The organism is Streptomyces sp. NPDC048277, from assembly GCF_040652235.1.
Lineage (GTDB): Bacteria > Actinomycetota > Actinomycetes > Streptomycetales > Streptomycetaceae > Streptomyces.
Window position 1 is genome coordinate 48594 of the sequence record NZ_JBEZLQ010000041.1, and the last position, 14705, is coordinate 63298.

A 14705-nucleotide genomic window follows, 5' to 3' on the forward strand; every position below is an offset into this window, starting at 1 on the left:
CGAATAACTCTCATGTATGCATGGAAATCAGGATGGAAGGCGCTGCTTGGAAGGCAGGGCAGGCGTTTGGACACACGCCGTGGAGATGCCAGTCGGCCCCGCGACGGCGAGCCGTGGCTCGCACGCCGCGCTCACACCAACAAGGCGCGCGGCTGCAAGAAGCGGAAGCGGAGCGGCTCCAGCGCCATCACCGATGGGAGCACTGTCGCCGCCCGGAACGCCGGGCAGGATTCCCGCCTGATCGCCTGCAGGCCGCGCCCAGCGGCCTTGACTCGCAGCGGTGTCTTCCTTCAGACGCATACCGGCCGCGGACTTTGGGGCAGGATCAGACACGATGAGCTCTGCGCACGGCATAGCACCGTTCGTGAGCGAGCTTGCGCGTCACCCGACGGGGCATGGCCGCCAAGGCATTCAGCTCTCGTGGAGTTCCTCGTCCTGGACCGGGTGCCCAGCAGATCCTGCCGCGCAACGGCCATCGGCATGAACGCTCACGGGAGGCAGGCAAGAGCCATTCCACTCGCTGCCCTTTGCGCTTATCGGCTGCCGTAGGGTCAGCTGGAGTAGCCGCAGTGGATCAAGGCAGGTTGCCAAAGAGGGTGTCCTGGACCGGGGGTGCGTTGCGCGGGCGGGGGAGCAGGCGGCGCTGGTCCTCCGGCGGCGGGGGCGTGTCGGCCGCACCGTCGGTCAGCGCGTACCGGCAAGCAGCGCGCAGGTCGGGCAGCTCGAGCTGTGAGCCCATGAAGCCCAGGAAGTCCGCGACGTTCCAGTCGATAAGGGCGCCCTGGCGGGACAGATACAGTCCCACGGATTCGATGGAGTAGCTGTCGCTGTAGTCCAGCAGAAGGTAGCCAGCGAGCTGGTAGAACTCAGCGCGGCCCATCCGCTCGGGGCGGATAGTGGCTTTACAGTCGATCAACTGGCCGCGGAGGATGAAGTCGGCGTCGGCTCCTCCTACATGGAGGCTGCCGTCGAAGACGGGCCCGCAGAGGCGCTGCGCGGCGGGCAGCTGCCGTAGGCCGTCGAAGGGGCCGGGATGTGCGGCCAACCTCATCTGCTGGCGGATGTCGTCGACGATGTAGGGCGGTACGGCATCGACGATTTCATCCAGCGTTGCACCTGGCCGGCTGGAGCCCAGACTGTTGCCGCGTATCCATCCCACGTGGCGGAAGATCGCTTCGAAGCTCGAGGCGACGTGGCACAGCCGCACCAGACGGTCCTCCGTCTCGGAGTCGCACGCCAGCGGCTGGCCTTCGCTGCTTTCGTACTGGTCCAGTTCCTTCAGTAACACCGCGCCCGCTGCCTGCACCGTGCTGATGACGTCAGGAGCCGGCCAGCCGTCGTCGTCGATAGCCGCCCGCACGATCCCTTCTTTGATCGGCTGGCCGGTGGACGCTCCGAGACTGATCCGCAGCCGGTGGTCGATCGTGTGACCCAGCATCCGGTACTCCGGTCGCTGCCCCATGCCGGCAGCGGGACCCACCGGCGCCGGATAACGGACCAGACGCCTGCGGTAGTCAGATAACAGATCATCGACGCCCGGCAGATGCTCGGTGAGGAACTGCGACATCGCTGACGTCGGTTCCTTGAGGGACGAGGTGAGACTCATAGGCGCATCCTGGCGCACCGTTCCGGCAGCACATGCAGCGTCTGGTTGCGGTACCGGGCGGTAGCCGAAACTTCACGCCATATCCGCCGCACCGGCCGAACCGACCCATTGTCAGACCCTGCCTCTACAGTGCCCCTCCCCTGTGCAAGGGCGCGAATCAGAGTTCCCACTCTTGCCCGTCAAAAGTGCGCTCTAACCTGCGCTGATGACATTTCGAACGCCAAGGCGAGGCGGAACATCCTGCCGGTGACCAGCAGCGAGCCGAACTTCCAGCCAGGGCCCGTCGACTAAAGGCAGACGGCGGACTGCCGCGTGCTACGCGCGTTGAATCCGGGCAACACATAGGAACAAATGACCGAAAAAATCTTGCCGAGTATGGATCCGCTCTAAGTTCGAAATGTGTTCGACGCGCCGTCTGCGGCAGGCACATCAGCCGCAGCACGTCTGACGACTGAACCTGGCCCTGCTCGAGTCGTGGTGCCTCCGCCGGCGGCCTCCGCGTGCATCAACTCGATCCGGTGCCCCGCACCGTCGACCGGAACCACCCGGCACCGACGGTGCTGCGGATCAGGGGCTTTTGCTTCGTCGCACGCAGCGATGTCATGACGGGTCAGCAACGGTTGCCGAGGTCAAGCCAACTGCCCTTGTGGTGAACCTAGTTGTCAGTGCCTCTTTCTACGCTGCTAAAAGCGCATCACATGGGGAGCGGATATGGCGGACGAGACGATGGTCGTGCAGGAGCTGTGGCCGCAGGTGCTGGAAGCAGTGAAGAAACGGCGGCGGTTCACCTGGATTTTGTTGAGTCAGAACGCGAACGTGTCCTTCTACGACGGGGCCACGCTGACACTGGCCTGGGTCAACCAGGGCGCGGTGGACAACTTCGTCAGTTCGGACTCCGCGCCCGTGCTCGAGGCGGTGCTTGAGGAAGTTCTCAGCCGTCCAGCCGCCGTTGAGTCGGTCCTCGAGCAAACACCACCTGCGCCCCTGTATTTCATGCCGGCAAGCACGGCGGTGCCAGCGCATGCACCTGCCGCCACTGCTGCCCTGCCGCCCCGGCCAGCCGCGTCAGCGGCATCCACCCTGCATCGCGTGCTGGGTCAAACGGCGTTCTTGATGTATGAGCAGGGCAATAGCGAGGCTGCTGCCCTGCTGGCGGATGTAGAAAACGTGGAACTGATACCGGGCAACCGCTCCGGGGGGCGGGCAGACGCCGTTCTCATCGTGTCGCCCTATCGCGTCCCCCAATTCACCGATGAGGTCCTCGCAGCCATTCAGCCGGTGTTCGTGCACGTGGCGGGACGGCATGGCCTGCAGGTCGATGGCGTCAGTGCCGCTCTTGCGCTTCCCGAGATCGGTGACGACTGGCGGCAAATCCTGCAGGCAAAGCTGGACAAGGGAGCAGCCTCCGAGCAGGCGTCCAAGACGCACGCCAAGGAAGCATCCTCCGCCGTCGGCCGGGAGGATCTCGTCAGGGGCCAGACGTCAGTATGTACCCGGTATGGCAAGACCACTGGTCGCCGATGCCGCCGCCCGGTCGCCGAATGGCCAGCCTACGATGACCTCCCTTCTCCTGTAGCCGCGTGCGCTGGCCACCTCACGCCTGAAGAAAGGGAAGCCCTCGAGCAGGCACGCAATCGGCGTGGAAAGGAAAACCGTGCCCGCTGGAAGGCAGAACTGGCTGCTCGCGAGGCCCACGACGGCGTGCTGGAACCTGCAGCGAACCCCTCCTTCGCGTCGCGGCCGTGCATCGGCCAGTGCACGTCGCAGGAACGTGCCTGGGGACACGACTCCGACGGGGCCTTGACGTCGTGCGCGAACTGCGACAGCTGGGTCTGCGTGAGCTGCGGGCAAGCGCAGGTCGAGGGAGTCTTAGAGTTTTGCGCTGACTGCTCGGAGCGCGAGTCACTATATGACCCGGAACCCGAGTGGGATCGAGAGTATGACGGTGAAGTCGATACCGGTCCAAACCCTCACGTCCGACTGACGGCCATGGTCAACGATCTCGTCAAAGCGACAGGTGCCACACATCGGGAAGTGAACGCACGCCTTAACCGCAGGATCGGAGTGATCAGCAGGGTCGGTGCCGATGAGCAGGTTATCCGCCGTGCAGCCAGTGCCGCCCGCGCATGGCTCGATCAACTCGATTCTTCCACCTGACCAGGACTGGCGGACCAGAGAACATCAGGCTTCCGCTTGGCCAGTAAGCCCTCCCGGCGAACCGGCGATATGTGGTTGCCTCGGGTCGCGGCCGTTGCCGAACCGCAGTTCGCGGGCAACTCCCCGGCTGCCAGCCGCTGTTGCCTGCGGGCCGCCGAAGTGCAGCCAAAGGCCGCAGCCGGTGCGGTCCGCAGGACGCCTGCGCTGCCTGGCAGCGGGCGGCCTGGGTCATGGTCCGGTATGCGCGTCCTCTGCTGGTTGGGTCGGCGAATCTGGCCATGCCATGCCAGCAAGAGTTTGACGCCCTTTCGTCTTCCGAACTACACTTCATGCCGAATCAGATATCTGATCAGGGATGAGGTAGGGGTGGAGTGCTGCTGACGACTGGACAGGCCGCGGAAGAGCTTGGCTGCGCGATCACCACGTTCCGCCGCCTCATCGCTGCCGGGCTGCTGCCGGGCCTGTCCCGCCGCGGCGTACGCGTCATGATCCCGCTTGAGGTCGTCCAGGCTCTGCAGACGCGGCGGCAGGCGCCGCTCGATCGACTGCCGGTCGAGGAGATCGCCGTCCTGCGGGTGGATGTGGCCCGGCGGATGGAGGGACCGGAACGCTCCTGGCTCGGCTTCGCTGCCGCCCTTCCGCCCGAGGATCTACTTAAGGCGCTGCGCGGCTGGTGGCGGTGCGACCCGGCGAGTGTCGCGGCCGGGGTAGTGCTGCCGGTCACGCTCGCGGGCTACGTGGTGGCTGTCCTGACTGGCCTTCAGCGGTGGGAGAAGAACTCCGAGGGCCGTCACGCCTTTCCTGACGCTCGTCTGGCTGGCTACGTCACCGACCTGGCCGCCCCGCACACATGCGTCACCTCCCAGATCGGAGGCGACCGGCAGTTTGCCGAACAGCTGCTGGGCGCGCGGCTGGTCTCCCACTCGGGCGGAACCCTCGCCTACGTTTCCACTCACGCCACCGTCGACTGAACCCGGCCCGGACAAGGAACGCCCGATGGACGCACAGAGCTACAGCACAGCGCTCGCCGATCTGCGCACCGTGCGGGACCAGATCAAGAGGACCCGGGCCGTACTGATGAAACAGGAAGCGGACCGCGACAAGCTGATCATCCAACTGGCCTCCTATGTGAAGGCGAAGGCGGAACGGATCGCCCCGGCGGCCGGACTGAGCGTGGCCGACATCGTCACCCTGGCCCCCACGTTGGCCCCCGACCGCCTCACCACGGCCGAGACCGGCCCGGCCCACTCCGAGCCGGACGTCCCAGCTGCTGACGGCACGAAGAGCTCACCCCACCCTCCCGCCCCTGCAGGAGCGGTGGCGCCCGCGATGGCCGCCGCCCCGCCGGCACCGCCCGCCGCTGTCCCGCCTCCCGCTGCTCCTGCCAAGGACCCTGCCCGCGCGAAGTCCGCAGCCCCGGACGCGCCGCGTGCCCTCCCGTCGATCCCCGAGGGGGCTGTGGGCAGTAGCTGGTTCACGCACACTCCGAACCTGCTTTCTACGCCGCCGAACTTCACCCAGCAGGCCCGGTCAACGGTCTTCCTGGACACGGACACGGGCGTGCTGGTGCACCGCAGTGAGACCTACCGCCTCGACCTGGCCGACACCTCGGTCGCCGCTATTCTGACCGCCGTCTTCCAGACCCTGCCCGAGGGCACGGAGCGCATCTACATCACCGCCGGTGACCCCTGGCACCGTGACGCCGACCGCTACCCCTACCTGAGGGATGCCGTCGCGGCCTGGCTGAACGCTCCCACGCCGGGCTGGCGCACCGACACCGGCCGCGGCAAGGACCGGATGGCCGGGCACTTCGTCCACGCCCGCCATCCCGTCGGCCGCTACCAGCGCGACAACGGCGAGGGCCACGTCGAAATCCGCTCGGTGGGGGAGTGGTTCGACACCGGGGGCGACGACCCGGCCACTGTCCGGGACGCGTTTGTGCTGCTGTGGCAGGCGCTGCGCCGCCACTGGACCGATGCCGTCGTCATGGGCTCCCCGTCGCAGACCGGCCGCGACCTGTGGACCCGCACCATCCCCACCCGCGGCCAGCACGCCGAAGGCTTTCCCGTCCTGTCCGAGGAACTGCGCGGCCTGCTGCACGCCACCGCCGGCCAGGGACGCAACGAACTCGTCCTCCCGCCCCGCGTGCCCGACCAACTGCCCCAACTCGTCGAGTACGACCGCACCTTCGCCTACGCCAAACACACCTGGAAATCCCCGGTCGGCACCCCCCGCCGGATCACCGCCGCCACCTTCGCCTCCTGGAGCGAGAAGGAACAGACCCGGGCCCTGTACGGCTGCGGCCACTGGCAGGTGCGGGCCACCGTCCCCGACACCTGGAACCACGTCGGCATCCTGCCCGCCCCCGCACCGGGCGACCGCGCCTGGCACTACCCGGCAACCCCGGGCACGACCTTCACCACCTGGGCCGGCGGCCCCGAAATCCACACCGCCCTGACCAACCCCCTCACCCCGTGGAAGATCGAAATCCTCGACGGCATCCTGTGGGAGGACGGCAAACCCCTCGACGACTGGGCCAAGAAACTCAAAGAGACCTGGACCAACCTCTCCGCCCAGGCCCACTTCCAGGGCGACGCCCAGCAGGCCCGCGCCGCCCACCTCGCCTCCCGCGCGGTACGCGCCATCCTCCTGTACGGCATCGGCTCCTTCGCCCAGCGCCCCCGCATGGTCACCGGCACCACCCCCCGCACCCTGGAACGCGACATCCCGCCGGACGCCGAAATCATCGGCTTCGACGACGAACAGATCACCTGGCAGAAACCCACCGGCTTCAGCCGCGACCCCAACGCCCACCCCGAATGGGCCGCCGCGATCTGGTCCGGCGCCCGCGCAGCCCTTCTCACCCAGCGCCACCGCGACGACAACACCTACGCCGGCGCCCTGCACACCGAACCGGGCAGCGTCGTCGCCTTCCGCACCGACGCCCTCTACCTCACCCAGCCGCAGGCTTGGCCGCATCACCATCAGCCCGGCGACTACCTCCTCAAGGGCCACCTCATCGGTCCCGTAGCCGCACCCACCACCGAGGCAGAACTCCTCGCCCTGCGGGACGCCGGACGCACCGCCCTCACCCCCAGCGCAGGAGAGGCCTGATGCCACCCCGCCCCCGCCGCAACCGCCCCACCGGGCAACGCGAATTGAACGAGGCCGCTCAGCTGGCCGACCAACTGCAGTCAGTCGGCTACACCAAGCGCGATATCGCCCGCATCATCAACCGTGACGCCTCCCTGGTGTCCCAGTTCTACACAAAGAACAAAGGCGCAGCTTTCGTCCCTGCCCTGCGCCAGGTCCTGGCCGCCGTCCAGACAGGCGGCATCACCGACCTCACCGACCTCGCCTCCATCGCAAGCCGACACATCACCCGCCGCACCACCACCTCCGGTGCCACAGCCCGGGTACGCAGCAAAGCTGTCCTGATCACCCCCACCGGCTCCGGCACCGGCCGCGTCGGAGCCCAGGCGATCGCCTCCGGCTCCTCCCGCCTGCGCCCCCTGATCGCCGAAGCCGTCCGCCACGGCCTGCGCCTGGCCTTCACCGTCCGCCTGGCCAAGACCGGCTACGTGCACCCCTCCGGCAGCCGCACCGACTCCCCCGGCATCCGCCGCGATGTCATCCAGCGCACCGATCACACCGAGGAGCGCTCCTACGGCTCCTCCCAGACCGGCGGGCACGACGCCGCCAGCTTCGCTCAACGCGTCGACGCCGCAGGCGGAGACGTCACCGCAGCCGTCCACCAATGGCTGGTAGAGACCGGCCGCATCCGCCCGGATGCGCACATCATCCACCTGGAAATCCGCACCTGGCGCCCGCGCTGACGTGTCAGGAGCGGGGGTTCGGCAAGACCTCGGGCGCCTGCATCCCGCTGTCACTGAGTGACCACGGCCCTGCGGCTGCCTGCTGGACAGCCGACTGCAGCGGCATGGAAATCACAGGCAGGGGCCCAAGGGCCTTCCCTGTTGCCCCTCTGCTCGGCACTGTCGCAGCCGCGCACTGCGGTATGCCGGAGCCCCGCGAGTGGGTCTTCGGCGCCAAGACCATCGGATTATGGGACAGAGGAGTGCGCCGGGCGGCGGATGTTCAGCTGGCCGGGGCCTCCGGCTGCGGCTCGGCCGCAAGGGGCTCGGGGGCGGCCGTGGCGGTATAGAAAACGGCCGAGCCTTGCTTGGTTCGGTGGAGGCGGCTCTTGGCCACGAGGTTTTCGAGGGTGGTGCGCACGACCTTGGTGTCGATGGTGCGCTCGGTGTGCGCCCTCCTGAGTGCCTCCGCGATCTCTGCCGCGGAACGGGGCTTGCTCTGGTCAGCCACATGCTGGTGGATGAGGTCGACCAGCGTGGGTCCAGTGGGTCCAGCCGTCTTCTTGTCCTCGGGCTGTGGCGCTGATGCCTTCTTTGCCGGCCGGCGTGTGCCGGATGCGGATGCCGTCTTCTTCCGGGGGGAGGGCACCGCGGCGCTGCTTGTGCTGGGCGGCTCGGGGGTTGCGGCCGGGACGCCGAGCGCCTGTTGCATGGTGACCAGCACGGTGTGGTCCTGCTGCAAGGTGGCCAACTGTTCCTGGAGCCCGGCGAGTTCGGCCGTGATGCGTTCCTGCTCCTTGACGTTGCGTTCGAGGTCGCTGGTCACCTGACTGATGTACTGCGAAGCCAACTCGGTGGCGTGAGCCGTACTTTCGGGCATCGTTCTCTCCTCGGTTGATGGCCGGGCTGAAGCGCCGGCGGGTGGCTGCGGCGAGTCAGGGAAGCGACTCCGGTCGCAGTGTGCCCCGGTGCGGCGATATTACGGGTGGGAAGCCTTGCTTTCCCTGTGTACAACGCCTGCTCTGTGCGTGCCGTTACCGGATGGGCGGCAACGGGCACCATGTCCCAGGCGTTGCCTTCGTGTGTGCGGGTAGTTCCCACAACACCTCGTCGGTGTCCCGGTTCTGGTGCCAGGCAGCCAGCGCCCGGACGGCGATAAGCCGGTCGAGCAGCTCGGCCGATTGCTGCCGCGAGTGCCCGCTCAGGCGGGTGAGTACATCCATGTCGAGGCTGCCTGTGGTGCGGTCGGTGGTGTGCGCGGCCAGGATGAGGGTGACGAGGTGCAGCGCGGGTGGTGAGGCCGAGGGCAGGTGCGATGGTGTGGGGTTCAAGGCCCAGTGGGCGGCGCGGCACCGCGCACGCCTGCCGGGGGCCTGGTCCAGGACGGTACCGTCGAGCAGTTGTACCTCCACCCTTGCTGACCTGAGGTCAGGGCATCGCAGCCAGGCTCCTTGGGCCAGTTCCTCCCAGACTTCCCTGCGCCCGTGCAGGCGCATGCCGCGCAGCAGGCCCGCACGCAGACGAGCGCGACCTCGGGTGTCGGCACGCAGCGTGCACTGGACGGCGAGCAGGCGGGCGGCGGGGGAGGTGAACTGAGGCAGTGCGGCGGCAAGATAGGTGAGCGTCTCCCGCACCCGTAGGCGTTCCTCGGCCCCGAGCCGGTGTCCAGCATGCGTAGGCGCTGGCGGGGTGGGGGAGCGCGGACTGCCGAGCTGTGTGTCGGGGACGACGGCGGTGTGGCTGGTCGCGGCGGCGCAGGCCGCGCAGGCGTCGGCGAGCCGCCAGGCGCGGCCGCCGCGGCCCAGGGTGAGGGCGAGCGGGACCGGGCCGGCGCAGCCGCGGTGACGCGGATGCCAGTGGCAGCCCTGGTCCCGGCACTGGCAGGTCCGCAGGTGCGAGGGCAGTACGTCCGCTCGGGCATGACGAGCCAGGTGTGTCAGCGCGGCGGACCGTGCGGAGGGGGCCGACAGGGGAGTGGCTGCCGCACAGCGGGGATGAGGGCAGGCCAGCAGCGGGCCGCCTGTCTGCGGACGCAGCTCCACAGTCCAGATGCGCCGCACTGCTGTATGCGTACGGGCAAGCCTCATCGGCTGGTCGTCCTCCCCTCTGTCCGTGCCGCGATGGTCGGTGCCCGGCCTTTGGAGGCCGGAACGGACGCACGGTAGTGCAGATCCCTGCACCGTGAACGTCACTCCCGTCTCGCCAGATAGTGCATAGGTCTGCACTGACAGGGCAGGGTCCTGCACCGTCGGATGGTGGTGTGACGATCTTGCCGCCCGATCCCGACCTCAACGCGCTGCGCGTCGAACTCGTGCGGCTGCGGGGCGAGCGCGGCTGGACCTTCGACGAACTCGCCGTTCGTAGCGGCCTGGCCCGCCGCACCCTCATCGACCTCGAACACGGCCGCACCACCGGCAGCGTCACCACCTGGCACGCCCTCGCCCACGCCTTCGACGTACCCGTCGAGCACCTGCTGGGCCCCCTCTGCGACGACCACACCCCGCCCGGCACGCAAGGCCGCTGACCTGCCGGTGCGCTCTGCGTGGCCCTCGCCGTAATTCACCCGAACCGGCGAGCAGGCATAGAACACGAGATCGTTGCCTCGGATGTCCGTTCGCTCGGACTGGGCCGGCCGGAGGACATACCGGCCGCCCCGGCACTCCTTGCCGCGTGTCGCCTGGCACGGTCACCGCCATGCGCCCCCACCCCCTGCCCGCGGACCGCCACTGGGACGGCAGCCCCCGCCACGTTCCCCTCCGCCGCGGTCTGCAGATCGCCCTGGCCAGCCCCAGCCGCCTGCTGCGCGCCGGTCAGAGCGGCCGCTGCCGACAGTGCGGCAACCGCATCGATCTCTACCAACGCACCGACCAGCGACCCATCGCCCTGCACCCCGCCGAACTGGCTGTCGCCGACGTCCCCGAATCTTCCCGCTGGCACATCGGCGGCGGCATCGCCCACCCGCACGGCGACGGCAGCGACTGGTGCCGCATCCCGCACGCCCTGCTCTGCCCCCGCCGCACCCTCACCTGCCGCACCGCCCCGGGCCTCGAAGCGATCCGACGCCAACTCGCTGTCGGCACCCGCCGCATGATCGACACCGGCGCCTTCACCCCCCAGCCCTGCCCCCAGGCTCCTGCGGCCGCGCCAACCGGCGAGGCCGGACAATCCACCCGCCCCGTCGTCCGGATCCTCCTCGTCCCTTACCTCGGCCACAGCCCCCTGGAAGACATCCGCTGCGTCGCCCAGACCCGCCAACGCCGCCGCTGCACCCACCCCGTCCTCGCCCCCGGCCACCTGGCAGGCCGCTGGAGACTCCTACCCACCGGGCCCTGCCAAGGCCAACTCACCCTCCCCGACACCACGATGGCCGTCTACGACCTCAGCCATTTGCCCTACGCACACCAACTGCGCTGGCGCGCCCAGCACTGCCCCACTCACGCGACGGGAACTGCTCCCGATCTCGCCCTGGCCGGATGGCAGGTCTTCGACCCGCTCCTGCACGCGGCACACATCCACACCCGACTGCCCCACCTTCAGACTCGCCGGCAGGGGAGGGGATGACGATGCCGCACCACGCCCTTGAAATCATGCTCACCCGCCCCTGGCCCAGGCCGAACTTCGCGATGCCGCCCGGGTACTGCCGCTCGCCGCCAACCACGACACCAGCCGCCTCATGGCCCTCGTCCACGCCAAGACCCCTCGCCAGGCCGCCCGCAGGCTGCGCCACCAGCTCGGGGCACGGCTGCCCATCGACGTGGTCACCACGCACTACCCCGACGCCGACCACAAGGTGCTCCTCAACGTCGCCTTCCCGGCCGCCGCCAACGCAGCCCTCAAGGCCGCCGCCCGCCGCGCGCACCAGAGTCCTGAACGCTTCGTACAAGGGGCCCTCCACCGCGCCCTGGCCGAGCACGCCGACCGGGAAGCCGACCGACTCGACCACGCCGTACGCCAACTCCTCACCAGCACCACCCCCGCGCACCTGCTCTCCGCCGTCGGACACGCCCTCACCCGCCCCTAAAAGGACCCCGCCCCATGAACCCCACCGACGAACAGACCGCAGCCGCCGACGCCTTCCACGCCGGCCAGCACCTGGCCCTGCAAGCCGGTGCCGGCACCGGAAAGACCACCACCCTCGCCCTCCTCGCCCACGCCACCCGGCGCCGCGGCCGCTACCTCGCCTTCAACCGGCCCGTCGCCCAACCGTCAGGCGCCCGCTTCCCGAACACCGTCCAGTGCAGGACCGCGCATGCCCTGGCGTACGGGGCCGTCGGCCACCGCTTCAGCGGTCGCCTGAACGCGCCGCGCCGTCCGGCCTGGCAGACCGGACGAGCCCTCGGCATCACCAAAGCCATCCGCATCGGCGACTGCGAGGTGACTCCAAAGGCCCTCTCTAACGCCACGCTGCGCACCGTCACCCGTTTCTGCCACACCGCGGACGAAGCCATCACCCGCCACCACGTGCCGCCACTGCGCGGCCTGGAACACGCCGCCCTGCACGCCGAACTCGCCGCCCACCTCGTGCCCTTCGCCCGCAAAGCCTGGACGGACCTGCAGCACCCGGACGATGGCGCGGTCCGCTTCGAGCACGACCACTACCTGAAGATCTGGGCCCTCACCCGGCCGCGCATCCAGACCGACTTCCTGCTGCTGGACGAGGCCCAGGACACCAACCCCGTCGTCGAACAGGTCTTCCTCAGCCAGCGCGACCACGCCCAGCTCGTCATGGTCGGCGACTCCGCCCAGGCCATCTACCACTGGCGCGGCGCCAAAGACGTCATGACCGGGTTCGACGGCACCCAGCTGACCCTGTCCCAGTCCTTCCGCTTCGGCCCCCTCCTCGCCGTGGAAGCCAACCGCTGGCTGCACCTGGCCGACGCCCCCCTCCGCCTGACCGGAACCCCCGACGTGCCCACCGAACTCGGCCCCCTCACCCGGCCCGACGCGGTGCTGTGCCGTACCAACGTCGGCGCCATGGCCCAGGTCATGGACCTGATGACCTCCGGATACCGCGTCGCGCTGGTCGAGGTGGGAGACAGCCTGCGCGCTCTGGCCCTGGTCGCCCGTGACCTGAAAGACGGCCGCCGCACCACCCACCCCGAACTGATCCTGTTCCCCTCCTGGGGCGACCTACAAGACTACGCCGCCCACGACCCGGCCGGCCGCGACCTGCAGCCCCTGGTCGACCTCGTCGGCACCCACGGCACCGACGCCATCCTCACCGCCGTCGCCCGGCTCGTGCCCGAGCAGCACGCCCAGGTGACCGTATCGACCGCGCACAAAGCCAAAGGCCGCGAATGGCCCAGTGTGAAGGTCGCGGACGATTTCACCCCGCCCAAGGACACCGACCAGCAGGACGCCGAAGGCCGGGCCGTACCCGGACCCATCGACGACGCAGACGCCCGGCTTGCCTACGTTGCTGTCACCCGCGCACGCTCCCGCCTCGACCTCGGAGGCCTGTCCTGGTTCCACGACCATCCACACGGATCGCTGCCGGAGCCGGGCGGGTGATCGCGGTGGGGGCGGGTCCGCAGAAGACGTACACGGTCCAACGGCAGCTGGCTGCGTGCAGTTGCCACTACCGGTATCTGAAGAGCGAGCCGTTGGAGGATCCGAAGTGCACGCCGGACGCGATCTCCCCGGCGGTCACGCAGGCGAATCTGAAGTCGACGATCTGCCGCAAGGGTGGCTACACCTCTGGTATCCGGCCCACTACGTCGGTCACCGGGAAGGAGAAGGAGCTGAATGCCGCCTCCTACGGCTTCACTGGTCGTATGGGTGATGCCGAGTACGACCACCTGGTATCCGGCGTCGTGGCTGTGTAGCGAGTCGCATCTCCTGTTGACAGCGCCAGCGTCATGTTGCTGACAAGCACCCGGCGCGCAGATGACCCCAGAGTTCCTAGCTCGGTCACCAGCCGTGAAGTGAGGATCGTGGCCCTGCTAGCGTGCCGCCGTGCCTTCGGAGATACCCCGGCTCGTTGACGAGCTTGTCGCGCAGATGAGGTCAAGTTCGGCTCGTGGCTACCGGCGGGCTCTGTCGCGGTTGGGAGACACCGCGCGTGCGGGAGGTTCCCCGGATTTGACCGCCGCGGTCGAGGCCCTTGCGCCGTGGCTGCCGGGTTTGGCGGGCGACTTCGCCAAGACGGCCGTCCTGGCGGGGGCGTGCGTCGAGTGGGGCGGTTCACCAATGGCGCTGGCCAACGTGCTGCCACAGCGCGCGGCGGAGGCGATGATGCTCAACGATCTGGTCCCGGGGTGCTGGGCCGAAGCGGCTCCCGGGCGGCCGGAGCAGGTGAGTGCCAGTACGAAGCAGCTGGTGCAGGCTCTTGTCACGCTGGCCAGATCGAAAGGGCATCCAGACACAGGGGACATGACCCGGATCGCCATGTCCTGGTTCGACATGGAGGACTGGCTCAAGGCGCTGATCACCGTCTTGGGGCACGGTCCCTTCCGGGCGGCGGTGCCCGCTGAGGTCAAGGCCGAGCTGCGGGAGTACGCCGCAGCGGTCGCCGACCGGTCGCAGCGTGCTGCCTGGGTCAGAGACTTGTCTAACGTCCTCGACGACGAGCCTCTGGTCGTCCTCAACCCCCGTGCGCGTAGGGGGTATGCCCTCACGATGAGCGGTGTCGGGGACAACTTTCAGCTGCACACCCTGCTCGCGGACCGGCTCATCGGCGACTCCGGCCAAGGCATGGTTCCAGGGGTGCGCCCCGACCGCTCGTGGGTCGAGGCAGCGACGGAGGCCGACCCGTACCTGGGCCCCGACAATCCGGCGCTCCGCCGTTTCCGCATTTTCGACGGCCATGGCGCCTACGTCCACCCGGAAGGGGTGCCCGCCGACATCGAACCGCTCGATGGCACCCGCGTGCTGGTACTGCACTCACCGAACGGAGACTATGGCATGGGCGTCGGCCGGGTCTTCCAGAACATGATCCCCACCCTCAACCTTGATCGGGTCCTGGGACCGGACGAGGCGCAGTTCTGGCTCACCCGCATCACCCCCGCCGTCGAGAACGACCTCATGGCCAGCTAGCCTCGCTGTTTCGCTTCGGGCGGCTGGGCTGGACTGATCGTGTTGGACGGGTGATTCCGGTTGCTGGCCTGCCAGCGGGCATCGCGGGGGCC

Annotated in this window: 12 protein-coding genes and 1 pseudogene; 10 read left to right on the plus strand and 3 right to left on the minus strand. The window is 68.8% G+C overall.

Annotated features, from left to right (window positions below):
• Positions 1-574: 574 nt before the first annotated feature.
• Positions 575-1567, minus strand: a complete 993-nt coding sequence (locus tag AB0D85_RS48535; protein ID WP_362336785.1) for a hypothetical protein — start codon at positions 1565-1567, stop codon at positions 575-577.
• Positions 1568-2317: 750 nt separating this feature from the next.
• On the opposite strand from AB0D85_RS48535, the gene AB0D85_RS48540 reads away from it, so the two are divergent.
• The 4 genes from AB0D85_RS48540 (at position 2318) to AB0D85_RS48555 (ending at position 7599) form a co-directional block, all read left to right on the plus strand.
• Positions 2318-3763 (plus strand): hypothetical protein, encoded by a 1446-nt coding sequence (locus tag AB0D85_RS48540; protein WP_362336788.1) that lies wholly within the window; start codon positions 2318-2320, stop codon positions 3761-3763.
• Positions 3764-4134: 371 nt separating this feature from the next.
• Entirely contained in the window at positions 4135-4734 is a 600-nt protein-coding gene (locus AB0D85_RS48545; protein WP_362336790.1) for a helix-turn-helix domain-containing protein, read from the plus strand.
• 25 nt (positions 4735-4759) lie between these two features.
• The gene (locus AB0D85_RS48550; protein ID WP_362336793.1) at positions 4760-6877 is read left to right on the plus strand and encodes a hypothetical protein; all 2118 of its coding nucleotides are present in this window, start codon (positions 4760-4762) and stop codon (positions 6875-6877) included.
• Positions 6877-7599 carry a helix-turn-helix domain containing protein gene (locus tag AB0D85_RS48555; protein WP_362336796.1) on the plus strand — a complete coding sequence of 241 codons (723 nt, stop codon included), beginning with the start codon at positions 6877-6879 and terminating at the stop codon, positions 7597-7599. The genes AB0D85_RS48550 and AB0D85_RS48555 overlap by 1 nt, the downstream gene beginning before the upstream one ends.
• A 262-nt stretch (positions 7600-7861) precedes the next feature.
• Here the strand turns inward: AB0D85_RS48555 and AB0D85_RS48560 are convergent, their stop codons facing one another.
• Together AB0D85_RS48560 and AB0D85_RS48565 are read right to left on the minus strand one after the other, a co-directional pair.
• Positions 7862-8458, minus strand: coding sequence for a hypothetical protein (locus tag AB0D85_RS48560; RefSeq protein WP_362336799.1), 597 nt, complete (start codon positions 8456-8458; stop codon positions 7862-7864).
• Between the two features lie 154 nt (positions 8459-8612).
• Positions 8613-9638, minus strand: coding sequence for a hypothetical protein (locus tag AB0D85_RS48565; RefSeq protein WP_362336802.1), 1026 nt, complete (start codon positions 9636-9638; stop codon positions 8613-8615).
• Between the two features lie 200 nt (positions 9639-9838).
• On the opposite strand from AB0D85_RS48565, the gene AB0D85_RS48570 reads away from it, so the two are divergent.
• From AB0D85_RS48570 to AB0D85_RS48595, 6 genes and pseudogenes are all read left to right on the plus strand, one after another.
• Entirely contained in the window at positions 9839-10102 is a 264-nt protein-coding gene (locus AB0D85_RS48570) for a helix-turn-helix transcriptional regulator (protein ID WP_362336804.1), read from the plus strand.
• Between the two features lie 170 nt (positions 10103-10272).
• Positions 10273-11139, plus strand: a complete 867-nt coding sequence (locus AB0D85_RS48575; protein ID WP_362336807.1) for a DUF6083 domain-containing protein — start codon at positions 10273-10275, stop codon at positions 11137-11139.
• Positions 11136-11599, plus strand: a pseudogene (locus AB0D85_RS48580) (hypothetical protein). Before AB0D85_RS48575 ends, AB0D85_RS48580 begins: the two are co-directional and overlap by 4 nt.
• A gap of 14 nt (positions 11600-11613) precedes the next feature.
• The gene (locus AB0D85_RS48585) at positions 11614-13089 is read left to right on the plus strand and encodes a UvrD-helicase domain-containing protein (protein WP_362336810.1); all 1476 of its coding nucleotides are present in this window, start codon (positions 11614-11616) and stop codon (positions 13087-13089) included.
• Complete coding sequence (locus tag AB0D85_RS48590) at positions 13086-13403, plus strand: hypothetical protein (protein WP_362336813.1); 318 nt, start codon at positions 13086-13088, stop codon at positions 13401-13403. Before AB0D85_RS48585 ends, AB0D85_RS48590 begins: the two co-directional genes overlap by 4 nt.
• 256 nt (positions 13404-13659) lie before the next feature.
• Positions 13660-14613, plus strand: a complete 954-nt coding sequence (locus AB0D85_RS48595; protein WP_362336816.1) for a hypothetical protein — start codon at positions 13660-13662, stop codon at positions 14611-14613.
• The last annotated feature ends 92 nt before the right edge of the window (positions 14614-14705 follow it).